Here is a 25,967-nt window from a genome sequence, read left to right on the forward strand (position 1 = left end):
TTCGCCGTCCTCTTCGGCGACAGGTTCACGGTCTGATGAACGAAACTGGCCTCGCGCACAAAATTCCTGACAGTCCCACGGCAAGCGCCCCTACACGACTGACGAAGCCCGCAAGCTGCTCTACCCCAACATCACAGGAGACAAGGCAACCGCGCAGCGCACCGAGGACATCACTTGGATTGGTGCGCTGTCGGGAATGCGGATCGACGAAATCTGTCGGGTGCGGGTCGCTGACTGCGCGGACGGCTGGTTTCAGGTCAACGCCCGCGCAGGCGAAGGCAAGACCGACGCTTCCGCCCGCCGCATCCCGATCCATTCGCGCCTTGCCCCGATCATCGCGAGACGGATCAAGGACAAGAAAGCTGACGATTACCTCATTGAGGACCTCTCGGAGCCAACCGAGGGCAGCAACCGCGAACGCTCCATGCCCGCTTCCAAGGCCTACACCCGGTTTCGGCGAGAGCTTGGCATTGACGAGCGCGCCGAGGGTCAGCGGCAATCCAACGTGGACTTCCATAGCTGGCGGCGTTGGTTCATCCGCGAGGCCAAGGAGGCGGGCCACACCCTGTGGACCATCGCCGACGTGGTTGGCCACGACACCGAAAGCTTACCCGGCGGGCTCACTATGGGAACATATCCGGGCAGGGCGAGTGAAAAGGTGCTGCGCGAGTGCATGGAAAGCGTCCAGCCGCCGGAACCCGAGGCCAACGACGATTGAGTTATCCACAGGAACATACAGGGTTGTCCCGCTTGTCGAGGACTCGACCGTCACTTAGAACGGCGGCGTGGTCCGGATATACCGGGCTACCGCCGTCCCCTCCACAAGGCGCGGCGCGGGTGCAGGGGATGACTCTAGGTGTCAGCCGGGGCCGCGCGGTCCAACGCAACGGCCCGTCACGTCATTCCCTGCACCCGATTACTATGGCGCAGCTTCACAGTCGGGGCAATGATCGCGAACCCTCCCTGCCAAATCTTCAGGATCGCCGTTTGAAAAAACGCCTCCGCCTCCGACGTCTTGCGAGGGCGCAAGGCTGGATTTGTGCCGGATGTGGTGGCCATATGACCTTCAAGACCCCGCCCGACCATCCGTTGTTTGTCACCTTCGACCACGTCACGCCGCGATCCTCCGGCGGCACCCACGCCTACGCCAACGGCCTCGCCAAGCACGAGCAATGCAACACTGAGCGTGGGAACCGACCGCCGACTGGATGCGACTTCATTTGGCAGGCGGTCGTGGAGCTTCGGTTGACCAGAAAACGTCGAAAGGCTGCTGCGCGCTGATTAGTCAGCACTATGGGTGGGTGTCATTGGAAGGATAACCTTCAGGTCGCATGGGCACTGGTGGGCGGTAATTACTCAGCACTATGGGAGAGAAACACTTTAGGTAGTCCTGCCGGTTGCCGGTGCCTGAAAGCCCTTCCTCACCGCCTCACCTAAAGATCACCCACCGCCCCCTGCCAGTGCCCTGCTGGTCATCCAACAGCCCCCGCTGTCAGCTGCGTTTCAGCTGACCTGATCCTGATCCCCATAGCTTCGGTCTCCCTGCGCGCCTGTCGGCGAACGGGTCGAGGCCGATCGCGTCGTCTCCGGGGGCAAGCCATTTGGCGAACGGAGACGACGCACCCATTCCCGTCGCCGACGCGGCGCACCGAGACCCGGTCGTCCCCCGACCGGCCAACCGGCTTCAGCTGAAGCCTCGCCCCGGCTCAATCCGAGCCTTCACCAAGCCCAGAAAGGTCCATTATGGACAAACCCACCCCTCCCTCCACCTTCGACATTTTCGAAGGTATCGACGAGGCCGACCGATCCTATGCCGAGGAGGTCGTGAACGCTGACCCCGTCTTCGGCACCCCCAGCCCCACGACCGTGAGGGGCCTCATCAAGCTCCCTGAGAAGACCACGCTGGAGATGCTGCCTCCTTCGGTCGCGGAGCCGGTCCGAGCCAAACTCAAGGCTATGTCGCCGGCCGCAGCTGAAGCCAACATGCAACGGTTGATCAATGAGGCGGTCTATAAAGGCGCGCTGGACGCACGGATTGCGGGAGGTCTTGGTGAACATGCCACGCCCTACCACCGCTTGGTTTTCAGCCAAGCGCGAACCAGCCGTGACATGATCAACGAACATCTCAAGATTGCCCAAGAACTTGCCGAGGTGGCCCGCTGGGATGCGGTCCAGAACCCTGAGACTGGGGCCTACGAAGGCAAAGAAGTCAAGAAGATCACCGGCTCCCGACGCGCTGGAATGGAGCAGCGCATGAGGGAGATTGAGTATCAACTGAAGCGGCTGGACGAGGAAGAACCCTTTGCGCGTCGTGAAGCGCTCAAGGCCACGATTGCCGAGCGGAACACCATTAACGCTCAAGTTGAGGAAGCCGCCGAGGCCGAACGGCGCGCCGAAGACAAGCTTCGCGAGGAGCGGATCGAGACCGCTGCCAAGGCCAAGGCCAACGTACGCCGGAACCGCGTCTAAGTCATGCGAGGCCGTCGCCCCCGCCTGATTGGTTGGAAGCCACCCAAGCCCAACCTACCGAATCCCAACGACCCGTCTTCACCGGACTACGCCGAGCGCAGCCGAGAGTTCACTTCGGTGACCCCGCAAGGCTTCCAGCGGATCGACTACGGCGCACCGATTCCAAAGACCACCACCGACTAACCCGACGGAGCCGCGAGCCCGTCGGAAGGCCCCCCGCTGTCCTGCTAGTCAGCGGCGGTGGGCCACCATTCCCACGGAGTTCCCCATGAAGCGCTGTACCAAATGCCGTCGCGCGCTGCCGCTTTCCGCCTTCCACGGCGATGCCAGTCGCCCGGACGGCCTCAATCCCCGCTGCCGTGACTGCGCTAACGCCGCCCGCCGCAAGCGCAACCACATGGCCTACTGGACGCCCGAGCGCATCGCGGCCCGCCAAGCGCGAACCGCTGCCACGATCGCAGCAGTGCAGGCTGGGGCGCTCTGAACCACAGCCGCTTGCGTACGGCACGAAACGTGCCGGTGCCCTTTCGGCCAACGAAAGCAATAAAAATGGACTGTCTACCGCTCTATATTCGCACTCGCGGCCCTTGTGGCGTGGATGCGCGTACAGTGACGATGCAGCTTCCTCAGGCGGAAGCCGTGGAAGTGCTGCTACCTACGCGAAATAATCAGAAAACGGTTAGCTTGGACTACGATCCTTGGTTGGGTCACGTGGTCGTTTGCGTGGGAGGCGTCATTGCGCACACGCTCAATCTGCGGAAAACGTCGTGACTCACCTTACCCGAAAGGTGGCAATCGAAACCAAGTGCTTTGAATGCATCGTCGACCCCGGCTCGGCAGGAACACAGCGCGAGCAGGTCGCTGCTTGCATCAACGGCGGTTGCCCACTGTTCACCTTCCGCCCCCTGCCGCGCCACTGTATGAAGGGCGGCGAGGTCGACCGGGAAGCAATCGCTGCCGTGCGCGCAAAGCTCGACCGCATCAACCGCGAACGGGGAATGCGTTAGTCAGCCTTGCTGGCGCGTGCGTCCAGAACAATCCGGGCAATGGCCTTTCGGATACCGCTTTCCGAACCTTCCATCCACGCGTCCACATTCGCCATCGCTTCGCGCGGCTTCATGTGGGCATGTGCCCGGATCGTCGCCTGACGCATCTCAAACTTCTCGCGATCACATGCCGAGAGGGCCGCATCTGAAATCACGGCGATGGACTCGCCCGTCCCAGCCCAACGCTTCACATGGCCGACAACGCAGTTTTCCCAGCGGGAGGACGCTGCGATGAAATCGTTCGCGGGCGGGGTGGCTTCAGGTGCCGCCAAGGCAATGAGTAGAGCGATCATTCTCTTGGGATGGCAAAGGCCAGCCGGCCGGTCAACGGCACGCGTCTCACATTCATAGTTACCCAGAGATGTAGCCGATTTTGCGCCACTTCACGCGCGCGTCTCGCCAGAATTGACCGCGCGCGCAGCCGTCACACAACTCGTTCCCAAGGATCAAGCAATGACAGACGTCACACGTCTCAACCCCCGGCTCACCCAGCAGGACCGCGCGCTGCGCCGCCGGGACAGCATCGTCCCGAACCGTCGGAACACCGACAACGGCCAGCGCCGCATCTACAACGACGAGATCCGCGCGCCGCGAGGCAGTGGGCAGGCGCAGGCCGTCAAAGAAGCCCTCGGGATCGTCGACGAGGCCGTGGGTGCGTGGAAGGACGTCAATGACCTTCGCTACCAGCGCCGCGAGGAGCAGAACGAGGTCCAAGCCTACAGCGACTTCTCGCACGGAGAGTTCGACGCTGAGAAGTACAAGAAGAGCATCAGCTACAGGGCCGGTTATTCGACGCTCAAGGTTCAAAGCGAGTTCAGCAAACATAAGCTGGAGATGGACGAGGAGATCCGGGGCATCATCGAGAGCGATGACGATCCCGACCTCGACAACCGCAAGTCCCGTGTGGCCGCGCTCATCGAGCAGGGCTTCGGGAAGTTCGCCCTCGATCCGGACGGCAAGGTCGTCCCCCTCGGTTCACCTGAAGCCGCCGGCTGGCTCGCCAGTGAGATGTCCAAGACGCGCGAAGAGATGCGCGCCCGGTCTTTCGAGTTGATTGAGGAGCGCCACGGCACACAGGCGCTGACCTACGCAGCCACCGGAGTACGCCTTGACATCATGGCCGGGGGGAAGGTCGACATCGAGACTCGCTTTAGCGCCATTCCTGCGACAGTCAGCAACCAGCGCAAGAAAGAAACCCTTATCGCGGTCGTCAACGACGTGGCAGACGAGCTGGAGGAGCAGGGCCAGTTCCAGCGCTCGCTGGAGATCCGTGAGCAGCTGCTCTACTCGGTGAAGACCCCCGCTGCCGGCGTGCAGGCTGTGGCGTTGCCTCCCTCGGAGGTTGCCGTGACCAGCCGTGTCTTCAAGGCTCCCACGGGACGCCTGCCGCTTGACGGGCAGATCACCACCTCGTTCGCCGCGCACGGCGCGCGTGGGTCCGTCGGCCTCGACATCGACGGCCGCATGGGCGATCCCATTGAGGCTCCTGCCGGTGGCCGGGTGAAGGCCGTGGGCCACGACGCGAAGTCGGGCAACTACGTCATCATCGACCACGGCAACGGCGTCGAGTCGTCCTACTCCCACCTCTCGAAGGCGAACTTCAAGCGGGATCAGGAGATCCAAGCGGGTGACGTTCTCGGCCTCGTCGGGAACACCGGCCGTGTTCGCAGCAGAAGCGGCGACGGCTCGCATCTCCACTATCGCGTGAAGGTCGACGGCAAGGATGTCGATCCTCAGGCCTACCGGTTCGCCGACAGCGCTCCCTCGGGAAGCCCGTCGGATGCCGCGCCGGCCCGCCAGAAGTCTGACCCTGTCGAGGACGCCAAGCGTTCGCGGGGTGGTGAGCGGGTCCTGCCGGACACGACGACCGGGGCATGGTCCCTGTCGCCCACCGAGCGTGCCGCGCAGCGCGACCGCATCGACGCCGCCCGCAAGCGGATCGAGGCGACCCAGAAGAAGGAAGAGGATGAGAAGCACCGGCAGGGCTTCACCTCGCTCCTTGGGCGCACGGTCGGTATCGGCGGCTCAAGCCTGACCCGCACGGACGTCCTGAACGCCTACGAGACCGGCGAGATCGACGTGGACGGCTTGGTGCAGCTCACCAACCTCCTTGAGAACGAAGCCGACCGCGAGGAAGCTCGCGCAGATCGCCTTGAAGCCCGAGCCATCCGTGACGCGCAGAAGCGCGGCCGTGATCGCGCCGACGGTCTCCTCGGCGACGTCTACGGGCTGAAGGTGGACGTCTCGGCGGCGCAGTCGCGTATGAACCGCACGGCCACGCTCATCACGGATCCTGACGAACGCCGGGAGTACATCAGCACGGTCCAGACCGAACTCGATGCCGTCGTTCAGATGCGCGAGAAGAGCCCTGAGTACGTCAACGCCCAGACTAAGTTCGACCTCATGGAGCAGGACTTCTACCGGAAGATCCCGCCTGTGCTGCCGCCGGGGATGACCCAAGACCGGGCAAGGCAGACGGTCAAGGAGATGGTCGACCGCTTCCGGATCCAGCTGGGCAAGGAAGCGCTCCGCAAGGGTGACATCGTCACGAAGGCCACGGATTACGAGGGCAAGATGCGCCAGAACTTCTTCACGGCGTTCCCTCCCAACCGGCGCTGACCTATCAGCCGGGATGGTCTGAGATGGATGGATTTTCCCACCATCTGACGCGCTCTACGCGCAATCGGACCATCCCGGCACCCCAACTACCCTGACGCCCCCTTTCGCGCTTCTGGCTCGCGAGATGGTTCACTTTTCCAACACACCGACGGTGCCCCCCGCCGGTTCCCCGAAAGATACCCGCCCATGCACTACCCGTACGCCCATGCCGCCCGCCGATTCACCGATAAGGACGACCGCGACCGCTTCGCGCAGTTGGCCCTTGGCATCCGCAGCCGCCCCCTGAATGCCGCCTTCAAGCTGGCGGCAAAGCACGCCCGCTTCCCCATTCTGCCGGAATGCCGCTGAAAGTTGCCCCGCCGGTCGCCAGCGGCTGCAAATGGTGTCACCAGTGCAGCCGGGAGCTTCCTGCAGCGGCCTTCACGCGCAGCCGCCGCCGCGCCGACGGGCTTCACGGATGCTGCCGAGAGTGCGCGGCGAGGAAACGGCGGGAACGGGAGGAGCTTCGTGTGATCATTGAGGAGGCCGCTGCGAGTATCTTGGCCTCCTACGCTCGGATCAATCCGGAGCGGGCCTCATAGCGAGCGGCGTTAGTTTTGCTGCAAAAATCCGAAGCGGGTTAGCGTACGGAACGGTTCCGGCCTCCCCCCGTAGGGGTGTCGTGTCGGAGGGCCTAGACCGAGGCAGAGGGGTGATCCTCCTCCCTGATCCCGGCTTAGCCCTCCGTGCGAATTATGCCTCCTTCGACGCGCGGCCCTCCTCTCCGAAGATTAGCCGCTCCACCCTACGACGGGCATCCTCTCCAAAGATCAGTCGCTCCACCCGACGACGCGCGGCGAACGGTCCACGCTCCCCGGCATCCACACTGCTACGCTCACGAACGCTACTCTCGGTCTTCATCTTGCCCCCTTGGCTTGTGTTGAGGCCACCAATGTATCGACCACAGAAGCGGAAATGAATCCCAGCGCCCTGAAGGTCTGACATGCGGAAGTTCATTTCTGTGGATAAGTCCCGGCACCCCGCTTCGGAGGCCCGGTAGCGGTGTGTCAGAAACCCTCTCGAAAATCCCGCTGGATCACTCAAGGATTTCTGCGGCCTTCAGGCCCTCAACTCACTGTGTCACAAACCGGTTGCTTTCTGATACGCCTGCACTAGCACTCCCCTCACATCAGGGGAGCCGATCATGACCAAGCGAGTTGCATTCTACCTTCGCGTATCGACCGACAGCCAGACCACCGAGAACCAGCGGCGCGACCTTCAGAAGCTCGCTGAGTATCGCGGCTGGACCTTGGCGGGTGAATACGTGGACCACGGTATCAGTGGTGCCGCAGGGCGCGATAAGCGCCCCGAGCTTGACCGGCTTCTGAAGGAGGCCACGCGTCGCCGCTTCGATGTGGTGGCGTTCTGGGCCGTTGACCGGCTGGGCCGATCCACCGGCAAGGTGGCAACGATCATGGAGGAACTGGACGCCCTCGGGGTGCAGCAGTTCTACCATAAGGAAGCCATCGACACCTCCACACCCCACGGCAAGGCCATGCTGCAGATGGCAGCGGTCTTCGCCGAACTGGAGCGCGGCATGATCCGCGAGCGCGTTGTGGCAGGACTACAGCGCGCCAGAGCCGAGAGCCCCGAGGTCCGCGCTGCCAAGGGCAAGAAGGCCATCGGTCGCCCTGCGCTCCCTGAGAAGACCCGCGCGGCTATCATCGGCGCGAGAGAGAACGGCAAGAGCATCCGCGAGACGGCGAAGGTCGCCCGCGTGTCTACCGCGACTGTGCAGAAGGTGTTGAAGGAGGCGGCTTAGGTGTCGGGGACAGGTAACACGCCGGGGTCTGCTGCCCCATCTGACGCTCAGAACGCCGCGAGCCTACCGAGAGGTGCCCAAGGTGCACCGGGGGCGCTCTTGCGGTTCTGGCGCGTCAGATGGCTAGAAAATGCGGACACGCTAGGGCATCTAGAGGCCAACGCTGCACTGATCTTTTGTGACTGATGGCTGATAACAAAAACCAACATTACGTACCGCGCTGCTTCCTCAAGCCATTCAGCCTGAACGGTGAGGGCAAGGCAATCAACCTCTACAACCACCCCAGCGGTCGGGGCGTTCAAGACGCGCCCGTAAAGACGCAGTGTTCCCATCCATATTTCTACGGCGAGGATCTCGTTCTCGAAAAGCTCCTACAGCAGATTGAGGGACCGTACGGGGACATTGTGAGTCGCGTTCAAAAGGATCCGACTTCGATTTCGGAAGGGGATCTGCGGAAACTTCGCGACTTTGCATACCTTCAGGTGAACCGCACGAAGTTCTCTGTCCACCGCCGCCGGTCGGTCATGGAAGCGATGGACGAGATTTCCATGCGAGGTTTCAGGGATCGAGAAGGGGTTAAGCTACCTGAAGTCGACCTGAGTCATCGGAACATGCTGTTGGGTGCTATCAAAACGTGGGCGGAGACCGCGAAGTACACCCATGATCTTCGCACCATGATCCTCCGCAACGACACGGATGCCGATTTCATCGCATCGGACCACCCCGCCATATTATTGAATCGACTTCATCAGCAGCGGCTGGCCGATCCTGCCTTCGGTCTCATGTCCTGCGGTGTGCAGCTCTTCATGCCCATCTCCCCGAAGCACGCACTGGTCGCGTATGACGCAGACATCTATGCCGCCCCGGGGAGGTCAGGCGCGTGGATGCCAGTTCGGCGGAAGGCCGATGTTGCGGCGATCAATCAGCTTCAGCACCTGAGCTGCATGTCCAATCTGTTCTTTGCCCGTTGGACGGACCTAGAATGCGTCAGGGCAGAGTTCGCCGCTTCCGCTGAGCGCCGTCCCAAAGAGTGGACACGCTTCTGGGTCGGCGTGGAGGTAGGAACTTCCGAAAGGGGTGAGGAATATCGCAGGGCCACCCCGGAAGAGATCGCATCTCCCGTCACGAAAGTGATCAGCCACTCGCAAGTTCATCCACTGCCTTCAGCGTGGTTCAGCGGCCTGACTTTCAAGCCGCGCATGTACGGATACACCAACGGCTCGGCGGGAGGCTTGGTGCGGCTCCCCCATGCGAAAAACCACTTCAAAGATCGCTTTTGGCGGATTCCTGCTACCCGGGGCGCTTGCACCAAGATTTCCGACGATCCCCAGACGGCATACATAAAAGCACGCGCGTCGTAACACAGCTGGACCGGCCGGTCCGCTCAGGGGGTGCCCTTTACACCATCGTCGACCGGCTGAACGCCAAGGGCGTCTCCTTCCGCTGCCTTCAGCAGGGCGCTGCGGACACCAGATCGAGCCTCGGCAAGCTCGCCTTGGGATCCTTGGGGCGGTAGCGGAAGGGCTAGCTTAGGTGGCTGTGGGTTCATGCGTCCCTCTGCTCTGCCCTGCTTTTTTCATCTTGCTCCCAGCCAAGAGCCTACCCCCTTGTCAGCCGGTGCGTTGTGCCCCACGTTGGCGCACAATTGATAGGGGGTTCAATATGATACGGCTACTCGGGGCGCTGGATCCAGCGGAGGTTATTCCCGGCACCTTCTTCTACCTAAAACATCCAAAGGGGGGCTTGGAACTTCACCTGCGGGGCCATCATAAGGCCGAACGTGAAGATTACGTCGGTGAGGAAGTTTCCGTTAATCTGCCCGCCGGCTCCTCTCCGCGCGTCTTCATTTCAAGGTTGAAGTCCAACACCATTGCTCTCCCTCTTCCCCGGATCGAGCTTGTCGTCGACCCGCATTCAATCAGCCGTACCTCTGACGACTCCTACTACGTCGACCCCGGGCACGCGCTGCTTGCCGGGGAACACGCCCATATCGTTTTAGCGGGGGACCAAACGGATGATGTGTTTCCGCTGATTCGCCTGTCCGACGGTCTCGTTGATTTGAGAGCAAGCCCGACGAAATGGGCCACCTTCAGTAAATGGTCACTCCGCCATGCGGACACTCCTGAAGAAGTCCTCTATGAATGGTCCAGTGCAAAGCGCGCAGTAGAAGCGTAGCATGTTGGGTCTTTTGTATTTTTGGAAGGTGCCCTACAGAGAGGCAGGGGCACCAACTTCTACCTGCAAGACACCTTAGGCATGTATAGGGGGGATGATTATGAGCAACGGAAGATCTTCGGGCGGAAACCGACAAACCCCGCGGCCTTCAGAGAGGCCGATCCCGCTGTCCGATGAGAGCCGCAAAAGCGGTAACATTGGCCGGGTAACATCTGAACAGGCCCCACCGCCACGCCCCAAGCGGGGGTGACCGACGACGAAATCCTCGAATGCCACTGGCAGTTGCTCTACCGGTCCGAACATTCGAGCCGGTACCACCGCAAGCGCGCCACGTTCCTGACCAATCTCGACACGTTGTTCACGCTGATCACGATAACGGCCGGGGCCTCCGCCTTCGGTGATCTTGTCTCCGGTCCTCCCGGCTGGATGGCGAAGATCGGCGCAGCCACCGTGACGCTGATCTCCATTGCACAGGTCATCCTCCGCCTCGGTCCTGCCGGGATGATGCACACCCAGTGGATGAAACGCTGGGCGCGGATGAACACTGAGATCTCCCTGCGCCCCGAGCCGACCCTCGCTGACATCCGTCGCTGGGCGGAGGAGCGGGCCGCGCTTGAAGAAGAGTGCGTTGGGGAGCTGCGGGCTTTGAAGTTTGTGTGCGAGGATGAGGCCGCGCGCGTCCTGAACATCCCCGGCCGTCAGCATAAGATATGGCCGCTTCAGCGCCTATTGGTGCATTTTGGGTCGTTCCAGCAAACATATCCGTATCTGCCGGAGAGTCAGCCGCCCTCACCCCCGCCCCCGGAGCTAGACGCTCCCGTCGAGCCTTCCACCGCTTGACCGTTGCCCACCGCGCTCGTCAGCTTCTTGCGGTGAACGGCCTGATCCCAGTGCATCTTGGATAGTTCGAGCAGCCCCAGAACTTCCGTCCCTTGAAGCGTCCGTGTCTCGCCTTGCGGAGGCTCATGGCGCTGCCGCATGTCGGGCAAGCTCCGGCCTTACCGTCAGAGCGGATGACTATTTTCCGGCGTCGTGTGCCGCTGTTTTCAGGCTCGCGACGGGGCGTAGGCTCCGGCGCTGGTTTAGGGGCCGGGGCTGAGGCTGGGGGGCTCGGCGGTACCTTGGGCGGGGGATTACCACGCTCTAATGGCTCCGCCATATTGTAAGCTACGAAACCCGCCGCCGCCGACACTGCCATGAAGATAAGGCCCAAACCGCGACGGGATCGATCGACCCCACCGTGCCACGAACAGGCACCTCGTTCACCGATAGATGCTGACGCCCAGCCGTCCCTACATTTGACCGGCCCAAGCATGGCTTTCGCCCCATAGGTCAGCGCTATGAAAAGGGCGATGGCTGTGGCCCAGCCCAAAAATGTTCGCAATCCAAGCCCCCCCAATGCCGCCCACCGTGAGCCTTCAGGACTCCCCCAGTTCATGTCAAGAAACTCGCCGATATGAGACGCGAGAGCGCCGCCAGACGCCAAGTGTACCCAAAACCCTCCCGATACGATCTTAGGGCTCTGCCGAGGGATATTGCGCCAAAATCGCTACATCTGAAGGAGAACTGAGGATCCGTCTCAGCTGGTAAGCGTGATGTTGGACCAAGTGGCCCGCGCCGCCACCGGAAGGACGTTGATGACCACCAAGGCATCGGTGCTTCCCATTTGCGCCGACAGAAGACGCTCCGTCCTAACGGAGACATGAGTGATCAGCCTGTCATCATCGAGCAGGCAGAACACCCGCCCGTCGGACTCGACGTCCTCTTGGACGACGTCGGCCGTTCCCTGTTGAGGTGTCGGGACGCTCAGGGCATCGAACAAGGTCTTCAACCTGTTGTCGATGTCCCCATGCCGGACCACCCCGCCGGGAAGATCGCTGGAGAAGAGCAAAATCTCGATTTCAGCCCGAACCGACAAGCGATCAGTGATCAGGGGCACATACTCGATCTGACCAACGGACCGGCCTACGTAGCAGTCGTCTGGCAAATGGGTCGGGTCTTGATACTTCGCCATATCCTCCAAAGGCGGAGTGAACCACAGTCGCCGAAGCTGCGGTTCAAACTGACGCCTGATCTGCCACTTCTTGCTCGCGTTGGCGCGGGGCGAAAGATCGCCCTGATAAATCAATGAGAACTTCATCCAGATTGCCCCCTTGCATACCGAGCCCGGTCAGCAGCACGCCTGTCCCGCCGCCACCGCCACGTGTCAAGAAATCTGTACAGCTCACGCGCCAGAGTGCCGCCATAAACTAGGGGGCGGGTGTTCGGTCCCACCCAACGCGCTCTTACGGTTCTGACGCGGGAGATGGTGGGAAAATCGCTGCAATAAAACCTACTGCCCCACCCCTTCCTGCACCATCCCGTGAGCACCGGGAGCACGGTGAGTATGAGGCAGCACAAGCAGCACATGGAGCACAGTCGAAACTCACTCAACTACTTCATATTACGTTGTATTTTCATTACATCGTGCAATGTATGTTGTATCTCGATGATCCGAGATACATCATTAATCACAGCTCAATGAGTCAAGATCACCGGACATCTCTACTGGGCTCGCCTGAGTTTTTATCTAAATCATTGAATAACAACAATTTTGTTGTAGTGTGCGTTCACGGAGATCGAAGCCCCGTCGCCTCCACAGCGACAAAGGGTGAGCTGATCTTCAGAAACTCGGGGCGGGGTCCAAACCCGCCCCACCATCTATATGGGAGATGACCATGGCATCGGTACGAGAAGCCAACGCGATAACAAAAAAGACTCTGGCCATGCGGGACCATTTGTGGCCCGGTGGGGAGGCTAGTCTTTGGCACCGCACCGCCAACAAGGGGTTCACCACCATCCCCAAGACCATGCCTTTCATCCTAAAGATAATGGACGAGATGACGAAAGGAGCGCCCGTTTCGTCAACCTATTTGGCCCTCTGGTGTTCAACTTGGGACAACTCATATGTCTCGATCAACAACCCGGCAGAGCTGTCGCAAGCGTCTGGGTTCGGGGGGCAGCGAGGCGTACATACTTGGACTGGACGGATGAAGCGCCTCCAAGAACTGAGCTTCATCGACCTCAAAGCGGGCAAATCCGGCCCCATGAGCCACGCCATTATTTGGAACCCTCATCTGGCCATCCGTTGGCACCATGACCACAAGACTCCGGGGCTAACGGAGGCCAGCTTCACTTCACTTATCGAGCGCGCCGCCGAGATCGGCGCACAAGATATGCTCACGCCCATTCAATACGCACCCACACCGCAGGCCGATCAGCAAACACAGTTGAAAATTATTTGACCCCGGCGGCAGATCGTAAGGTACGCACTTTAGGTACGCATTGAGGTACGCGGGGGAGAAACCGAGTCCCGTAAACCTTTGATTTTCCATCGATACTGATCGTGAAAAATGACTGGCGGAGAGGGTGGGATTCGAACCCACGGTACCGTTGCCGGCACGCCGCATTTCGAGTGCGGTGCTTTCGACCTCTCAGCCACCTCTCCGCTGAAGAACGGGGCCGTCAGGGCGGCGCGTCCCGGTCGATGAGGGGCGGCCATTAGCGCAGCATTTCGCACTCTGCAACCCATCCGCTTGCCTGAACGCAAAACCCGCCTAAATAAGTAACATGGATCACCCCAATATCGCCACCAGCACACAGATTGTTCCCGCCGCTATGCCTCCGGTGTCGCACGCACGCTTCGCCATCGGCGACGTGGTGAAGCATCGCATGTTCGCGTTTCGCGGCGTGATTTTCGATATCGATCCCGTCTTCGCCAATAGCGAGGAATGGTATGAGGCGATCCCGGAGGACATCCGCCCCGATCGCGACCAGCCCTTCTATCACCTGCTCGCCGAGAATGCGGAGAGCTCCTACGTCGCCTATGTCAGCCAGCAGAACCTGATCGCCGACGACAGCGACGAGCCCGTCGACCACCCCGCGATTTCGGGTCTGTTCGACGATTTCGCGCCCGGCCGCTACCGACTGCGCCGCGAGCATCGCCATTAAGCTCTAGGGCAACCGTTTCAGGAACGATTCGATCGCGGCCAGCGCCACGGGTTCGTCGAGCAGCGGAGCGTGACCGACGCGAGGCACCTCGACATGCTCCATCGCGGGCGCCGCGCGGCGCATCCGTCCGGCGATATCGGCCGAGAGCAGGTCCGAAATCTCGCCGCGCAACAGCAGCACCGGTCGCCGACGCGCCAATCGGCGAAAGAGTAGTGCGGCGATGAGCGAGCGCCGCGGCGGCGGGCGGTTCTTGAAAGGACGCGCGATCTCGGGATCATAGTCGAGTCGAGGCACGCCTGCGACGTCCTCGCTGAAACTGCGGCGCGCGAGCGCCGGCCACCGGTCCGCGGGGAGGTCGGGAAAGGCTGGTCCCAAGGTCCGAGCGAGATAGGCGGCGGCATCGTCCCAGTTGCGGATTTCGACGGGCTTGCCCGCATAACGCGCGATCCTGTCCAGACCCGCCTGCGCCACTTCGGGGCCCACATCGTTGAGTACCGCGCCCGCGATCGCGCGCAGCCGGATTCCCGCAATCATCATCATGATCAGCCCGCCCATCGACGTGCCGATGAATATCGCGTGCGCGATGCCCAGCGAATCGAGCAGCGCCAGCATGTCGCGCGCATAGGTGGCAGGGGTGTACCGCGCGGGCTTTGGATCATGATCCGAAAGCCCCCGCCCCCGTACGTCGACCGCGAGCACGCGCCTCCCCCGCGCCGCGATCCACGGCGCCAGATCCTCGAAATCGCGCGCGTTGCGCGTCAGCCCGTGGATGCAGATGACAGGCAGCCGCGAATCGCCCGTCGCGGCGGCATAGTCGCGCGCATGGAGCGACAACCCGTCGGCCGACCGCCAGTGGCGCGCGAGGAAATCCGCCATGTTCAGAACCTGTATTCGGCGGAGAAGCGGACGGTGCGCGGGGGGCCGTAGAAACCGATCACCGACTGCGCGAACTGGTTCGACGGGAAGTTGTAGCCCCCCGTGCGGTAGCGCACGTCGAACAGGTTGCGGCCATGCGCGCCGAAACGCCAGCGATCGTCACCCGAGGTCCAGGTCACGCTGAGGTCGACGAGCGCAAAGCCGTCCTGATCGATCGAGGGGATCGGGATCTCGAACAGGTTGGCGTCGCTGCGGAAGGAGATTGAAGGCAGCATCGCCAGCCGCCCGCCCGCGAAATCCTCCTGCCAGTTGAGCGACGCGCTGGCGGTGAATTCGGGGGTGTTCTGGAATTCGCGCTGGTCGGCGACGTCGACATATTGCCGCGTCACGAGATCGAAGACGAGGAACTCCTCGAACTTCGCATTGATATAGCCGAAGCTCAGATTGGCGCTGACATTGCGGCTGAGCACCGCACTGGCCTCGAGTTCGGCGCCATAGATGCGCGAGCTGCCCACATTGTCGACGAAACTCACCACGCCTGGCGGCGGGGTCACCTTGGGCACCTGCGTCGTTACCTGCTGCCCCTGATAATCGGTGTAGAAGAGCGCGGCGTTGATGCGCAGGCTGTTGTCGAGGAAATCACCCTTGAGGCCAATTTCATAGGAATCGACGATCTCGGGGTCATAGCCGTTCATCGTGTCGGGCGTGGCGGTCGCGTCGCCGCGCATGTCGAAGCCGCCCGATTTGAAGCCGCGGCCATAGGCGGCGTAGAGATTGACGCCATCGCTCGCTTCCCAGGTCAGGCTGACGCGCGGCGTGAACTCCTCGAAGGTGCGCTTATTGGTATAATCGGTCAGTATCTGCGGCACGTTGAAGGGCGCGGGCAGCACGGGCACATAGGGCTTGAGCAGCGGGCTGCCGATCGTGCCGAAATAATTGGCCTTGAATACCGTTCCCGTCTTCTTGTCGCGCGTCCACCGCGCGCCGAGCGAGAGCTTCAACCGTTCGCTCAGGTCATAGTTGAAATCGCCGAACACCGCGAAGCTCTTGGTGTCGACCGAGCCGCTGGTGAGCTGGGTGAGCGCGGTGAAGGCGCTGGGGTTGGGGACCAGGATCGGTTCGGGCACGAGACCGCGGCCGAGAATGGTGTCGAACGCACCCTCGGCATGCGCGTCGAGATAATAGACGCCGACCACGCCCTGCAGCCGCTCGGTCTCGATCAGCGCCTGGAATTCCTGGCTGAACTGGTCGTCCTGATACACCTTGCCGCCCGCGGCGATATCCAGATAGGGCTGCGGCACGCCGTCGAAATCGATGCCGGCACTCTCTGTATAGCCATCGCGCCAGGCGGTGACCGACTTGAGCGTCACCGCGTCTGAAACCTGCCATTCGCCCGTGAGTGACACGCCCTGCGTCACCACCTTGCTCCGGTCGCCGAGCCCCGCCAGCGTGTCGTACTTGCCGGGAAGCACGGGCGTGTTGCTGTTGGGCTCGCGCACTTCGCGATGGCCGTGATTGGTGTTGGAGCGATCCTCGGTGCGATCGCCCGCCAGGCGGATGAAGATGGAGTCGGAGGGCGTGAACTCTACCGACAGCCGGCCCGCGATCACGTCCTTGTCGTTGGTGTCCGCGCCGGTGAAGAAGTTCTTCCCATAGCCGTCGCGATTGTACCAGGCGAAGGCGCCGCCGATCGCTACCCCGTCGGCCAGCGGCAGCGCGAGCGATCCGGTGAGGTTGTATTCGTCATAGCTGCCGATCTCGCCGCGCACCTTGCCGCTCAATTCGTCACCGAGCCGTTTTGTTACATATTTGACCGCGCCGCCGATCGTGTTGCGGCCATAGAGCGTCCCCTGCGGCCCGCGGAGAACCTCGATCCGCTCGATGTCGAAAATATCGAGCACAGCGCCCTGCGGTCGCGCGATATAGACGTCGTCGACATAGAGGCCGACGCCAGGCTCGAAACCCCAGAGCGGATCTTGCTGGCCGATGCCACGGATGAAGGCGGTCAGCGTCGAGTTGGTGCCGCGCGAAACCTGGAGCGTCAGGTTGGGGGTGGAGCGCTGGAGTGCGGTGATGTCGGGCGCGCCCTGAAGGTCAAGCCGGTCGGCGGTGAACGCGGTGACCGAGATTGGCACGTCCTGCAGGCTTTCCTCGCGCCGCCGCGCGGTGACGACGATTTCGCCAACCGAAAGCCCCTCCTCATCGATCGCTACATCCTGCGCCCGGGCCGCGTCGAGTGCCGACGCCCACAACATGCCCCCCGCCAGCAATGTCCGCCGCAAGGCCGATCGATTGCGCGCCATATACCCTCCCTCTCCGTTGCACGGCTTATATGATTCGTTACCGTATGAATTATTCATATGCCATGGTCGGTATAAACGTCAATAATTCAGCACATCTGATAAAATCTCATTCCATACCGTTTGATATAAGGCGTCTTTCATTGACGCGGATCGGGATGCGCATTAGGCCCGACGCATGACCTCGCTTCCGCCCCTCCCGCTCCAGTCGGCGATCGCCGTCGCCGCATCGGGACAGGTCAGGCGCGGCCCCAAGCCCAAGCTTTCGGCCGAGCACTGGTTTATCGCGGCGCTTGAAATGCTCGCGGTGGGCGGGATCGATTCGGTGCGGGTCGAGCTGATCGCCGAGAAGCTCGGCGTGACCAAGGGCATGTTCTATACGCGCTTCGAGACGCGCGACGTCTTTCTCGAGGCGATGATCGATTACTGGCGCCAGCGCACCACGACAGGCCTCGTGGCCGAGCTCGGCTCGATGGACGCCACGCCCGAGGCGCGGCTCGAGCGGCTTTTCGCGATCTCGCAGATGGACCGCGCACGGACGGGCTCGCTGATCGAACTCGCGATGCGGACATGGGCGCTCACCGACGAGCGCGCGGCGCGTGCGCTCGCCGAGATCGACCGCCACCGCCTCGCCTGGTTCGAATCGGTTGTCGCCGCGAGCGGCGTTCCTGCCGAAGAGGCCAGGGCGCGCGCCTTCCTCATCTACAGCTATGTCATTTGCGACACGATCCTGCCCGGGAATCGCGATGCGATGCGGGATGCGTGCCGCGCCTTTCTGGTTCAGCCGGCGCGCTGACGCGCACGAAAATTGCGCACGCGCGACGGCGTGGCCCGCTTGCCCCAAAAAACACGCGCGAACGTCGCCAAAAAATTGCTCCCCCGGTTGACGGTAGGGAAAGCATCGGGAATGACGCCACTCCTATGGCCTGCCAGACCCTGCTCCTCTTCGGCGCGACCGGCGATCTTGCCCGGCGCATGCTCCTTCCCTCACTCTATGCGCTTCATGCCGACGGGTTGATCGCGGATTGCCTCCAGATCGTCGGCACCGCGCGCAGCGAGCTCGACGATGCAGGCTATCGCGATTTCGCGAAAAAGGCGCTCGAGGAATTCCTTCCCGCCGATCGCAAGAATGGGGATTTGCTAGGATCTTTCCTCGACCGGCTCCTGTACCAGCCGCTCGACGCTTCGAAGCCCGACGGCTTTCCGGCGCTCGCCGAAAAGATCGGCGACACTTCGGGCGGCATCGCGATCTTCCTGTCGACCGCCCCCTTCCTGTTCGAACCCACCATTGCCGGTCTCAAGGCCGCGGGCCTCGCGGGCGACAATGTCCGGATCGGGCTTGAAAAGCCCCTTGGCACCGATCTCGCCTCGTCGCGCGAGATCAACGATGCGGTCGCCGCGGCCTTCCCCGAGGAACGCACCTTCCGCATCGACCATTATCTGGGCAAGGAAACCGTCCAGAACCTGATGGCGCTGCGCTTTGCCAACATGATGTTCGAGCCGCTGTGGAACGCCAACGGCATTGATCATGTCCAGATCACCGTTTCGGAGACCGTCGGCCTCGAAGGTCGGGTCGGCTTTTACGACGGCGCCGGCGCGCTCAGGGACATGGTGCAGAACCACATGCTCCAGCTCCTCGCGCTCGTGGCGATGGAACCCCCCGCCGACCTCAACGCAACCGCGGTCCGCGACGAGAAGGTCAAGGTGCTGCGTTCGCTCCGGAAAATAGATTCTGACAGCGCTGCCACACACACCGTGATCGGACAGTACGGCCCCGGCGCGAGCAAGGGCGAGGCGGTGCCCGGCTATACGCAGGAACTCGGCAAGGCTTCGGACACCGAGACCTTCGTCGCGATCAAGGCATTTGTCGACAACTGGCGCTGGCAGGGCGTGCCCTTCTATCTGCGCACGGGCAAGCGCCTGCCCAACCGCCAGTCGGAGATCTTCATCCAGTTCAAGAAGGTGCCGCATTCGATCTTCGCCAATCGCGGCGGACGGCTCACCGCCAACAAGCTCGTCATCCGCCTCCAGCCCGAGGAATATATCCGCCTGCTCGTGATGGCGAAGGAACCCGGGCTCGACCGTGAGGGTATTACGCTGCGCGAGGTGCCGCTGGATCTGTCGCTCACCAGCGCCTTTGCCAGCACGCGGCGGCGGATCGCCTATGAGCGGTTGCTGCTCGACCTGATCGAGGGCGATCCGACGCTGTTCGTCCGTCGCGACGAAGTCGAGGCGCAGTGGGAATGGGTCGATGCGATCCGCGCCGGCTGGGCCGCGAACGGGATGACGCCGAAGGAATATGGCGCGGGAAGCTGGGGCCCATCGGCCGCGATCGCGCTGACGGAACGTGATGGAGTTAGCTGGCATGATTGAGGCCGAATTCTGGGACTATGAAGACGCCGACGAATGGGCCGAGGCGATCGCCGGTGACATTGCCTTCATCATCGAAAGCGCGCTCGATGCGCGCGGCCAGGCGCTTGTCGCCTTCCCCGGCGGCAAGACCCCCGCGCCCGTTTTCGAAAAGCTCGCGCAGAAGAAGCTGCGCTGGAAGAGCGTGACGATCATCCCCACCGACGACCGCCTTGTCGCGGTCGACAGCCCGATGAGCAATGTCGCGAGCATCGCACGCGCATTCCTGCCGCTTGGCGCGCGCGTTCTGCCGATCGGCAGCGAGAATCCTGACCACAAGCTCGCGGGCAACGCAGCGGATGCGCGGCTGCAGGATCTCCACTGGCCGATCGATCTCGTCTGGCTCGGCGTCGGTACCGACGGCCACACCGCCTCGATCTTCCCCGGCCCCGATCTCGATGAGGCGCTGAACGGCCCCAAGGCGCGCCGGGCACTCGGCGTCATGCCCGATCCGTTGCCCCCCGAAGCGCCCGTCGCGCGCGTGACATTGAGCCGCGCCTCGATCCTGTCGGCACGCACCATTTTAATCGCGATCACGGGCAAGGAAAAGCGCAAGGTGCTCGAAAAGGCCATCGCCGACGGCCCCAGCTCCAGCGTCCCCGTCGGCCGTGTGCTCGCCGACGCCGAACAACCCATCGACATCCACTGGCTCGACGCATGACCAATCTTCATTCCGAAATCGCAGCGGTCACCGACCGGATCATCGAACGGTCGAGAAAGGGCCGCACCGCCTATCTCGAGCTGATCGACCGCGAGCGCCAAAAGGGCGTCCATCGCCCGACGCTGTCGTGCGGCAATCTCGCGCATGGCTTCGCGGCTGCGGGCGATGACAAGGCTGTCATCCGCGGTGGCAAGGCGATGAACATCGGCATCGTCACCGCCTATAATGACATGCTCTCGGCGCATCAGCCCTATGGCCGCTACCCCGAGCAGATGAAGGTTTTCGCGCGCGAAAAGGGCGCAACCGCGCAGGTCGCGGGCGGCGTTCCCGCGATGTGCGACGGCGTGACGCAGGGCCAGCTCGGCATGGAGCTGTCGCTGTTCAGTCGCGACAACATCGCGATGGGCACCACGATCGCGCTCAGCCACGGCATGTTCGAGGGCGCGACGCTGCTCGGCATCTGCGACAAGATCGTCCCCGGCCTGCTGATCGGCGCGCTGCGCTTCGGCCATCTGCCGACGATCCTGATTCCCGCCGGCCCGATGCCCTCGGGCCTCGCCAACAAGGAAAAGCAGCGCGTCCGCCAGCTCTATGCCGAGGGCAAGGTGGGCCGCGACGAACTGCTCGAGGCCGAGGCCGCCAGCTACCACGGTGCGGGCACCTGCACCTTCTACGGCACCGCCAATTCCAACCAGATGATGATGGAGATGATGGGGCTTCACGTCCCCGGCGCCGCCTTCATCAATCCGGGTACGAAGCTGCGGCAGGAGCTGACGCGCGCCGCGGTCCACCGTGTCACAGAGATCGGCTGGGACGGCGGCGACTATCGTCCGATCGGCCACTGCGTCGACGAAAAGGCGATCGTCAATGCGGCGATCGGCCTACTTGCCACGGGCGGCTCGACCAACCACGCGATCCACCTTCCCGCGATCGCGCGCGCCGCCGGAATCATCATCGACTGGGAGGATATGGACCGCCTCTCCGCGGTGGTCCCGCTCGTGGCGCGTGTCTATCCCAACGGCGCGGGCGACGTGAACCATTTCCACGCCGCCGGCGGCATGGGCTTCGTCATCCGAGAACTGCTCGCCGCCGGGCTGCTCCACCGCGACATCCTGACCGTGTGGACAGGCGGGCTCGAGCCCTATGGGCAGGAGCCGACGCTGGAGAACGAGACGCTCGACTGGATCGACGCGCCCGCCGAGACACGCGACGACACCATGCTCCGCGCGCCCGCGGAAGCCTTCCGTGCCGATGGCGGCATGCGGCTGCTCAAGGGCAATCTCGGCCGCGCGATCATCAAGACCAGCGCGGTCGATGAATCGCGCTGGACGATCGAGGCACCATGCCGCGTGTTCTCCGATCAGGATACGGTGCTGAAGGCCTTCAAGGCGGGCGAGCTCGAGCGTGATGTTGTGGTCGTCGTCCGCTTTCAGGGACCGCAGGCCAACGGCATGCCCGAGCTCCACAAGCTCACCCCGCCGCTCGGCGTGCTGCAGGACAAGGGCTTCAGGGTCGCGCTCCTCACCGATGGCCGCATGTCGGGCGCGTCGGGCAAGGTACCCGCGGCGATCCACCTGACCCCCGAAGGCTGGTGCGGCGGCCCCATCGCGCTGCTGCGCGACGGCGATATCGTCCGCATCTCCGCAGAAACCGGCGAGGTCGAGGCGCTGGTCGATGAAGACATCTGGGAAGCCCGCAAGCCGGCCCCGCGTCCCACTATCGAAATGGGCACCGGCCGCGAGCTCTTCGCGCTGATGCGCCATTCGGCCGACGAGGCGGAACGCGGCGGCTCTGCCATGCTGGCGCTTGCCGGACTGTGACCCCCTCAAACCCCTTCCTGTCATTCCCGCGAAAGCGGGAATCCAGACGATGACTGGCGTCCGCGCGGACGTCTCTGGATCCCCGCCTGCGCGGGGATGACACCAAAGCAGGAGTTCCTGACGCAATGAAGCCCATCGAAACCATCATGCGCACCGCGCCCGTCATCCCGGTGTTGGTGATCGAGGATATCTCGCATGCGCGCCCGATCGCCGAGGCGTTGGTCGCGGGCGGGTTGAAGGTGCTCGAAGTCACGCTGCGCACCGAATGCGCGCTCGACGCGATCAAGGAGATGGCGAAGGTCGAGGGCGCGATCGTCGGCGCGGGTACCGTGCTCAATCCCGATGACCTCAACGCGGCGATCGACGCGGGTTCGCAGTTCATCGTTTCACCGGGTCTTACCGACAGGCTCGGCAAGGCCGCGGTCGACAGCGGCATCCCCTTCCTTCCCGGCACCGCCAATGCGGGCGACGTGATGCGCGGGCTCGACATGGGGCTGACACACTTCAAGTTCTTCCCCGCCATGGCCAATGGCGGCACCCCCGCGCTCAAGAGCCTGACCGCGGTGTTCGGCAATTGCCGCTTCTGCCCGACGGGCGGCATCTCCGAGGCTACCGCGGCCGAATGGCTGGCGATCGATCAGGTGCTCTGCGTCGGCGGCAGCTGGATCGTGCCCAAGGGCGTGCCCGATGTCGCGGCGATCACCGCCAATGCGAAGGCGGCCGCGCGGCTCGGCTGAACTCGCTCGCCTTCGCGCCGGCTGGGCCGCGCTCTGGCCGCAAATCCTATGGAATCCATATGCCGGGCACGCTCCACTCGTCTTGAGCCAAAATGCCCACCAGCCCTAACTCCATGCGGCCAATGCCAATTGTGGAGTATATTATGGCTGCCCGCTCGGTTCTCACCCTGAATTCGCGTCGCAAACCGGGGACGCATGACGAAATCGCACGCGCCTATGACAGTGCCGGCGTGCACTACCTTACCTATGCCGACGGCCCGGCGCGCGACCTGTTCGATTTCGGCGGCCGCTACTCCTATGGCGACCGCAGGATCTGGACTGCGATCGAGGCGCGGCTTGTTGCGTTCGCCGAGGCAGGTTGCGAGACGCTGCGTGTGCTCGACGTCGGCTGCGGTCCCGGCACCTGGCTGCGCCGCATCGTCGTGCGCGCCTGGGCGCTCGGCATCCCCCGTATCGAGGCGCGCGGCTTCGACATTTCGGGCGAGCAGATCGCGATCGCACGGATGCGTGCCAACGACCTGCGCGACTATAAGGGCGTGCGCCTACGCTTCGAGACCGCCGACGTCACCCATCCGTTGCCCGAGGCGACGGGCTCGGTCGATCTCTGCCTGTGCCTGAACGGCGTGCTCAACCATGTCGAGATGGAGCGCCAGCCCGCAGTCGCCGTCGAGCTCACGCGCATCACGCGCGGCGCGCTGCTGGTGAGCGTGCGGACCGTGGGCAGTCTGCCCTCGATCTTCGTCGACCATGTCGAGCGCGCAGCCGCATTCCGTCAGGATCATCGCGCCAACCGCCTCGAGATCGATCTGCGCGATGGGCGGCATATCGAATTCAGCTCGCACCTGTTCACGGCGCGCGAACTCGAGGGGCTGTACGCACCACGCATCGGCATCACGCGCCTCTGCGGACTTGACCTTTTCCACAGCCGCTTCGCCCCTGATCCGCGCTGGAATCCCGAGGAAGGCGCCGAGGCTGACGGCTTCCACATAGATCTCGAAAAGCTGGAGCAGTGCTACAGCACCGATCCGCACTTCATCGACCATGCGACGCATCTGCTGATGCTCGCCGAGCCGGACAGCATGGCTGAACGCTGAGCCGGAATGCGCGCCGCCCGGATACCTGGGTCAGGCGTGGCGCGCGTCATCCCGGGTGCGAGACATCACGCTTGTTATACGACTGTATAAAAAACTGGGGCTCGCTCTTGCCAAGCGGGGGCGAATGGCGGCAAGCAGCGGGAAACCGTATCCATCCGAAAGGACCCGCGCCCATGAAAACCCGCGCCGCCGTCGCGTTCGAGGCAAAGAAGCCGCTCGAAATCGTCGAACTCGATCTTGAGGGACCCAAGGCCGGCGAAGTGCTGGTCGAGATCATGGCGACGGGCATCTGCCATACCGACGCCTATACGCTCGACGGTTTCGACAGCGAGGGGATCTTCCCCTCGGTCCTCGGCCATGAGGGCGCGGGCGTGGTGCGCGAGGTGGGCGCGGGCGTGACCTCGGTCAAGCCCGGCGATCACGTCATCCCGCTCTACACCCCCGAATGCCGCAAGTGCAAAAGCTGCCTCAGCGGCAAGACCAATCTGTGCACCGCGATCCGCGCGACGCAGGGCAAGGGGCTGATGCCCGACGGCACCACGCGCTTTTCCTACAAGGGCCAGCCGATCTACCATTATATGGGCTGTTCGACCTTCTCGAACTTCACCGTGCTCCCTGAGATCGCGGTGGCGAAGATCCGCGAGGACGCGCCCTTCCAGACGAGCTGCTATATCGGCTGCGGCGTCACCACGGGCGTGGGCGCGGTGGTCAACACCGCCAAGGTCCAGGTCGGCGAAAAGGTGGTCGTCTTCGGGCTTGGCGGCATCGGCCTCAACGTCATCCAGGGCGCCAGGATGGTGGGCGCGGACGTCATCGTCGGTGTCGACATCAACCCCGACCGCGAGGAATGGGGCCGCCAGTTCGGCATGACGCACTTCATAAATGGCAAGGGCAAGTCGCGCGAGGATGTGATCGCGGAGGTTCTGGCGCTCACCGACGGCGGCGCCGATTACAGCTTCGACGCGACGGGCAATACCGAGGTGATGCGCACCGCGCTCGAATGCTGCCATCGCGGCTGGGGCGAGAGCATCATCATCGGCGTCGCCGAGGCGGGCAAGGAGATCGCGACGCGGCCCTTCCAGCTCGTCACTGGCCGCGTGTGGAAGGGCACCGCGTTCGGCGGCGCCAAAGGCCGCACCGACGTGCCGAAGATCGTCGACTGGTACATGAACGGCAAGATCGCGATCGATCCGATGATTACGCACGTTCTCAGTCTCGAAGAGATCAACAAGGGCTTTGACCTGATGCACGCGGGCGAGAGCATCCGCAGCGTCGTCGTGTATTGAGCGAAGGTCGAGACTACGCACCGTCGTCACCCTGAACTTGTTTCAGGGTCCATGAACACGGACCGCGCAAGACTTGACGATGCGGTGTTCATGGATGCTGAAACAAGTTCAGCATGACAATAGAAGGTTCCATCGGAACCGCACAAAAAGGAGGGATGCCATGTTTTCGCACGTGATGATCGGCGCCAACGACGTCGAAAAGTCCAAGGCCTTTTATGACGCCACCCTGGGCGCGCTCGGCGCGAAGCCCGGCCGCGTAGACCCCAAGGGCCGCGTGATGTATGCGCACAATGGCGGACTGTTCATGATCACCAAACCGATCAATGGAGAGCCCGCCTGCTTCGCCAATGGCGGCACGATCGGCTTTGCTGCGGGCTCACCCGAGCAGGCCGATGCGTGGCACGCCGCGGGCATCGCCCATGGCGGAACGGCCTGCGAAGACCCGCCGGGCATGCGCGAGGGCGGCTTCGGCAAACTCTATCTCGCCTATCTGCGCGATCCCGCAGGCAACAAGATCTGCGCGATGCACCGCCCGGAACAGTGACGGTGACGACATTTGATCTCGCCCCCTTTGATGGGGGAGAGATACGCAGCCTTGGCCTTGCGCAGCGAGGGCTAGGCGCAGTTGAGAGGGGGTGAGGTTCAGCGCGGAGCGCTATGCCAAACATCACCCCCACCCAACCC

The 25,967-nt window shown here is 63.0% G+C and carries 27 protein-coding genes and 1 tRNA gene; 22 read left to right on the forward strand and 6 right to left on the reverse strand.

What is annotated here, in order from left to right; translation table 11 throughout:
- Positions 1–130 precede the first annotated feature (130 nt).
- The 5 genes from AC3WJD_RS18960 to AC3WJD_RS18980 all read left to right on the forward strand — a co-directional run bounded on the left by AC3WJD_RS18960 (position 131) and on the right by AC3WJD_RS18980 (position 3,476).
- Positions 131–718 carry a tyrosine-type recombinase/integrase gene (locus tag AC3WJD_RS18960; protein WP_492748333.1) on the forward strand — a complete coding sequence of 196 codons (588 nt, stop codon included), beginning with the start codon at positions 131–133 and terminating at the stop codon, positions 716–718.
- A 203-nt stretch (positions 719–921) separates the two neighbouring features.
- On the forward strand, positions 922–1,281 hold the full coding sequence (locus tag AC3WJD_RS18965; RefSeq protein WP_492748305.1) for an HNH endonuclease: 360 nt from the start codon (positions 922–924) through the stop codon (positions 1,279–1,281).
- 462 nt (positions 1,282–1,743) lie between these two features.
- Entirely contained in the window at positions 1,744–2,469 is a 726-nt protein-coding gene (locus AC3WJD_RS18970) for a hypothetical protein (RefSeq protein WP_492748306.1), read from the forward strand.
- A 268-nt stretch (positions 2,470–2,737) separates the two neighbouring features.
- Positions 2,738–2,953 carry a hypothetical protein gene (locus AC3WJD_RS18975; RefSeq protein ID WP_492748307.1) on the forward strand — a complete coding sequence of 72 codons (216 nt, stop codon included), beginning with the start codon at positions 2,738–2,740 and terminating at the stop codon, positions 2,951–2,953.
- 283 nt (positions 2,954–3,236) lie between these two features.
- On the forward strand, positions 3,237–3,476 hold the full coding sequence (locus AC3WJD_RS18980; protein WP_492748308.1) for a hypothetical protein: 240 nt from the start codon (positions 3,237–3,239) through the stop codon (positions 3,474–3,476).
- Here AC3WJD_RS18980 and AC3WJD_RS18985 read toward each other — a convergent pair.
- Positions 3,473–3,808 carry a hypothetical protein gene (locus AC3WJD_RS18985; protein WP_492748309.1) on the reverse strand — a complete coding sequence of 112 codons (336 nt, stop codon included), beginning with the start codon at positions 3,806–3,808 and terminating at the stop codon, positions 3,473–3,475. The two genes, AC3WJD_RS18980 and AC3WJD_RS18985, sit on opposite strands and share 4 nt — an antisense overlap.
- 160 nt (positions 3,809–3,968) lie before the next feature.
- Between AC3WJD_RS18985 and AC3WJD_RS18990 the strand changes: the two genes are divergently transcribed.
- From AC3WJD_RS18990 to AC3WJD_RS19020, 7 genes are all read left to right on the forward strand, one after another.
- Entirely contained in the window at positions 3,969–6,134 is a 2,166-nt protein-coding gene (locus tag AC3WJD_RS18990) for a M23 family metallopeptidase (protein ID WP_492748310.1), read from the forward strand.
- Between the two features lie 186 nt (positions 6,135–6,320).
- Positions 6,321–6,482 (forward strand): hypothetical protein, encoded by a 162-nt coding sequence (locus tag AC3WJD_RS18995; protein ID WP_492748311.1) that lies wholly within the window; start codon positions 6,321–6,323, stop codon positions 6,480–6,482.
- 835 nt (positions 6,483–7,317) lie between these two features.
- Positions 7,318–7,935, forward strand: a complete 618-nt coding sequence (locus AC3WJD_RS19000) for a recombinase family protein (protein ID WP_492748312.1) — start codon at positions 7,318–7,320, stop codon at positions 7,933–7,935.
- 185 nt (positions 7,936–8,120) lie between these two features.
- On the forward strand, positions 8,121–9,296 hold the full coding sequence (locus tag AC3WJD_RS19005) for a DUF4238 domain-containing protein (RefSeq protein WP_492748313.1): 1,176 nt from the start codon (positions 8,121–8,123) through the stop codon (positions 9,294–9,296).
- Positions 9,239–9,451: a recombinase family protein gene (locus tag AC3WJD_RS19010; RefSeq protein ID WP_492748314.1), complete on the forward strand. Its 213-nt coding sequence runs from the start codon at positions 9,239–9,241 to the stop codon at positions 9,449–9,451. Before AC3WJD_RS19005 ends, AC3WJD_RS19010 begins: the two co-directional genes overlap by 58 nt.
- Before the next feature lie 146 nt (positions 9,452–9,597).
- Positions 9,598–10,110, forward strand: coding sequence for a hypothetical protein (locus AC3WJD_RS19015; RefSeq protein ID WP_492748315.1), 513 nt, complete (start codon positions 9,598–9,600; stop codon positions 10,108–10,110).
- A 246-nt stretch (positions 10,111–10,356) separates the two neighbouring features.
- Entirely contained in the window at positions 10,357–10,950 is a 594-nt protein-coding gene (locus AC3WJD_RS19020) for a hypothetical protein (protein WP_492748316.1), read from the forward strand.
- A 19-nt stretch (positions 10,951–10,969) separates the two neighbouring features.
- Here the strand turns inward: AC3WJD_RS19020 and AC3WJD_RS19025 are convergent, their stop codons facing one another.
- The gene (locus AC3WJD_RS19025; RefSeq protein WP_492748317.1) at positions 10,970–11,548 is read right to left on the reverse strand and encodes a DUF3761 domain-containing protein; all 579 of its coding nucleotides are present in this window, start codon (positions 11,546–11,548) and stop codon (positions 10,970–10,972) included.
- 141 nt (positions 11,549–11,689) lie between these two features.
- On the reverse strand, positions 11,690–12,250 hold the full coding sequence (locus tag AC3WJD_RS19030; RefSeq protein WP_492748319.1) for a RusA family crossover junction endodeoxyribonuclease: 561 nt from the start codon (positions 12,248–12,250) through the stop codon (positions 11,690–11,692).
- 577 nt (positions 12,251–12,827) lie between these two features.
- On the opposite strand from AC3WJD_RS19030, the gene AC3WJD_RS19035 reads away from it, so the two are divergent.
- A complete protein-coding gene (locus tag AC3WJD_RS19035; protein ID WP_492748320.1) occupies positions 12,828–13,394 on the forward strand; it encodes a hypothetical protein in 567 nt (188 codons plus the stop codon).
- A 113-nt stretch (positions 13,395–13,507) separates the two neighbouring features.
- Here the strand turns inward: AC3WJD_RS19035 and AC3WJD_RS19040 are convergent.
- Positions 13,508–13,597, reverse strand: a tRNA-Ser gene (locus tag AC3WJD_RS19040).
- Between the two features lie 122 nt (positions 13,598–13,719).
- On the opposite strand from AC3WJD_RS19040, the gene hspQ reads away from it, so the two are divergent.
- On the forward strand, positions 13,720–14,100 hold the full coding sequence (gene hspQ, locus AC3WJD_RS19045) for a heat shock protein HspQ (protein WP_492748321.1): 381 nt from the start codon (positions 13,720–13,722) through the stop codon (positions 14,098–14,100).
- A gap of 3 nt (positions 14,101–14,103) precedes the next feature.
- Here hspQ and AC3WJD_RS19050 read toward each other — a convergent pair whose 3' ends face one another.
- Both AC3WJD_RS19050 and AC3WJD_RS19055 read right to left on the reverse strand, forming a co-directional pair.
- A complete protein-coding gene (locus tag AC3WJD_RS19050; protein ID WP_492748322.1) occupies positions 14,104–14,976 on the reverse strand; it encodes an alpha/beta fold hydrolase in 873 nt (290 codons plus the stop codon).
- A 2-nt stretch (positions 14,977–14,978) separates the two neighbouring features.
- Positions 14,979–17,279, reverse strand: coding sequence for a TonB-dependent receptor (locus AC3WJD_RS19055; RefSeq protein ID WP_492748323.1), 2,301 nt, complete (start codon positions 17,277–17,279; stop codon positions 14,979–14,981).
- Between the two features lie 175 nt (positions 17,280–17,454).
- Here AC3WJD_RS19055 and AC3WJD_RS19060 point away from each other — a divergent pair, with 175 nt between their 5' ends.
- The 8 genes from AC3WJD_RS19060 (at position 17,455) to AC3WJD_RS19095 (ending at position 25,827) form a co-directional block, all read left to right on the forward strand.
- Positions 17,455–18,072, forward strand: a complete 618-nt coding sequence (locus AC3WJD_RS19060) for a TetR/AcrR family transcriptional regulator (protein ID WP_492748324.1) — start codon at positions 17,455–17,457, stop codon at positions 18,070–18,072.
- Positions 18,073–18,197: 125 nt separating this feature from the next.
- Positions 18,198–19,649, forward strand: a complete 1,452-nt coding sequence (gene zwf / locus AC3WJD_RS19065) for a glucose-6-phosphate dehydrogenase (protein WP_492748325.1) — start codon at positions 18,198–18,200, stop codon at positions 19,647–19,649.
- Positions 19,642–20,346: a 6-phosphogluconolactonase gene (pgl, locus tag AC3WJD_RS19070; RefSeq protein ID WP_492748326.1), complete on the forward strand. Its 705-nt coding sequence runs from the start codon at positions 19,642–19,644 to the stop codon at positions 20,344–20,346. The genes zwf and pgl overlap by 8 nt, the downstream gene beginning before the upstream one ends.
- Entirely contained in the window at positions 20,343–22,166 is a 1,824-nt protein-coding gene (gene edd / locus AC3WJD_RS19075; RefSeq protein WP_492748327.1) for a phosphogluconate dehydratase, read from the forward strand. The genes pgl and edd overlap by 4 nt, the downstream gene beginning before the upstream one ends.
- A gap of 125 nt (positions 22,167–22,291) precedes the next feature.
- Entirely contained in the window at positions 22,292–22,903 is a 612-nt protein-coding gene (gene eda / locus AC3WJD_RS19080) for a bifunctional 4-hydroxy-2-oxoglutarate aldolase/2-dehydro-3-deoxy-phosphogluconate aldolase (protein WP_492748328.1), read from the forward strand.
- 143 nt (positions 22,904–23,046) lie between these two features.
- Positions 23,047–23,997, forward strand: a complete 951-nt coding sequence (locus AC3WJD_RS19085) for a class I SAM-dependent methyltransferase (protein WP_492748329.1) — start codon at positions 23,047–23,049, stop codon at positions 23,995–23,997.
- A 173-nt stretch (positions 23,998–24,170) separates the two neighbouring features.
- Complete coding sequence (locus AC3WJD_RS19090; RefSeq protein ID WP_492748330.1) at positions 24,171–25,283, forward strand: S-(hydroxymethyl)glutathione dehydrogenase/class III alcohol dehydrogenase; 1,113 nt, start codon at positions 24,171–24,173, stop codon at positions 25,281–25,283.
- Between the two features lie 160 nt (positions 25,284–25,443).
- Positions 25,444–25,827, forward strand: a complete 384-nt coding sequence (locus tag AC3WJD_RS19095) for a VOC family protein (protein ID WP_492748331.1) — start codon at positions 25,444–25,446, stop codon at positions 25,825–25,827.
- Positions 25,828–25,967 lie beyond the last annotated feature (140 nt).

The organism is Sphingobium sp. FW306-1B-F04DB (genome assembly GCF_058781925.1).

Excerpts from the sequence above, each read along its gene's own strand:
- AC3WJD_RS19000 (WP_492748312.1), top strand. The coding sequence starts at position 7,318 with ATGACCAAGCGAGTTGCATTCTACCTTCGCGTATCGACCGACAGCCAG.
- edd (WP_492748327.1), top strand. The coding sequence starts at position 20,343 with ATGACCAATCTTCATTCCGAAATCGCAGCGGTCACCGACCGGATCATC.
- AC3WJD_RS18990 (WP_492748310.1), top strand. The coding sequence starts at position 3,969 with ATGACAGACGTCACACGTCTCAACCCCCGGCTCACCCAGCAGGACCGC.
- AC3WJD_RS18970 (WP_492748306.1), top strand. The coding sequence starts at position 1,744 with ATGGACAAACCCACCCCTCCCTCCACCTTCGACATTTTCGAAGGTATC.
- hspQ (WP_492748321.1), top strand. The coding sequence starts at position 13,720 with ATGGATCACCCCAATATCGCCACCAGCACACAGATTGTTCCCGCCGCT.
- AC3WJD_RS19095 (WP_492748331.1), top strand. The coding sequence starts at position 25,444 with ATGTTTTCGCACGTGATGATCGGCGCCAACGACGTCGAAAAGTCCAAG.
- AC3WJD_RS18995 (WP_492748311.1), top strand. The coding sequence starts at position 6,321 with ATGCACTACCCGTACGCCCATGCCGCCCGCCGATTCACCGATAAGGAC.
- AC3WJD_RS18985 (WP_492748309.1), bottom strand. The coding sequence starts at position 3,808 with ATGATCGCTCTACTCATTGCCTTGGCGGCACCTGAAGCCACCCCGCCC.
- AC3WJD_RS19015 (WP_492748315.1), top strand. The coding sequence starts at position 9,598 with ATGATACGGCTACTCGGGGCGCTGGATCCAGCGGAGGTTATTCCCGGC.
- AC3WJD_RS19090 (WP_492748330.1), top strand. The coding sequence starts at position 24,171 with ATGAAAACCCGCGCCGCCGTCGCGTTCGAGGCAAAGAAGCCGCTCGAA.
- AC3WJD_RS19060 (WP_492748324.1), top strand. The coding sequence starts at position 17,455 with ATGACCTCGCTTCCGCCCCTCCCGCTCCAGTCGGCGATCGCCGTCGCC.
- AC3WJD_RS19085 (WP_492748329.1), top strand. The coding sequence starts at position 23,047 with ATGGCTGCCCGCTCGGTTCTCACCCTGAATTCGCGTCGCAAACCGGGG.
- AC3WJD_RS19030 (WP_492748319.1), bottom strand. The coding sequence starts at position 12,250 with ATGAAGTTCTCATTGATTTATCAGGGCGATCTTTCGCCCCGCGCCAAC.
- AC3WJD_RS18975 (WP_492748307.1), top strand. The coding sequence starts at position 2,738 with ATGAAGCGCTGTACCAAATGCCGTCGCGCGCTGCCGCTTTCCGCCTTC.
- AC3WJD_RS19035 (WP_492748320.1), top strand. The coding sequence starts at position 12,828 with ATGGCATCGGTACGAGAAGCCAACGCGATAACAAAAAAGACTCTGGCC.
- zwf (WP_492748325.1), top strand. The coding sequence starts at position 18,198 with ATGGCCTGCCAGACCCTGCTCCTCTTCGGCGCGACCGGCGATCTTGCC.
- AC3WJD_RS18965 (WP_492748305.1), top strand. The coding sequence starts at position 922 with ATGGCGCAGCTTCACAGTCGGGGCAATGATCGCGAACCCTCCCTGCCA.
- AC3WJD_RS19005 (WP_492748313.1), top strand. The coding sequence starts at position 8,121 with ATGGCTGATAACAAAAACCAACATTACGTACCGCGCTGCTTCCTCAAG.
- eda (WP_492748328.1), top strand. The coding sequence starts at position 22,292 with ATGAAGCCCATCGAAACCATCATGCGCACCGCGCCCGTCATCCCGGTG.
- AC3WJD_RS19050 (WP_492748322.1), bottom strand. The coding sequence starts at position 14,976 with ATGGCGGATTTCCTCGCGCGCCACTGGCGGTCGGCCGACGGGTTGTCG.
- pgl (WP_492748326.1), top strand. The coding sequence starts at position 19,642 with ATGATTGAGGCCGAATTCTGGGACTATGAAGACGCCGACGAATGGGCC.
- AC3WJD_RS19055 (WP_492748323.1), bottom strand. The coding sequence starts at position 17,279 with ATGGCGCGCAATCGATCGGCCTTGCGGCGGACATTGCTGGCGGGGGGC.
- AC3WJD_RS19025 (WP_492748317.1), bottom strand. The coding sequence starts at position 11,548 with ATGAACTGGGGGAGTCCTGAAGGCTCACGGTGGGCGGCATTGGGGGGG.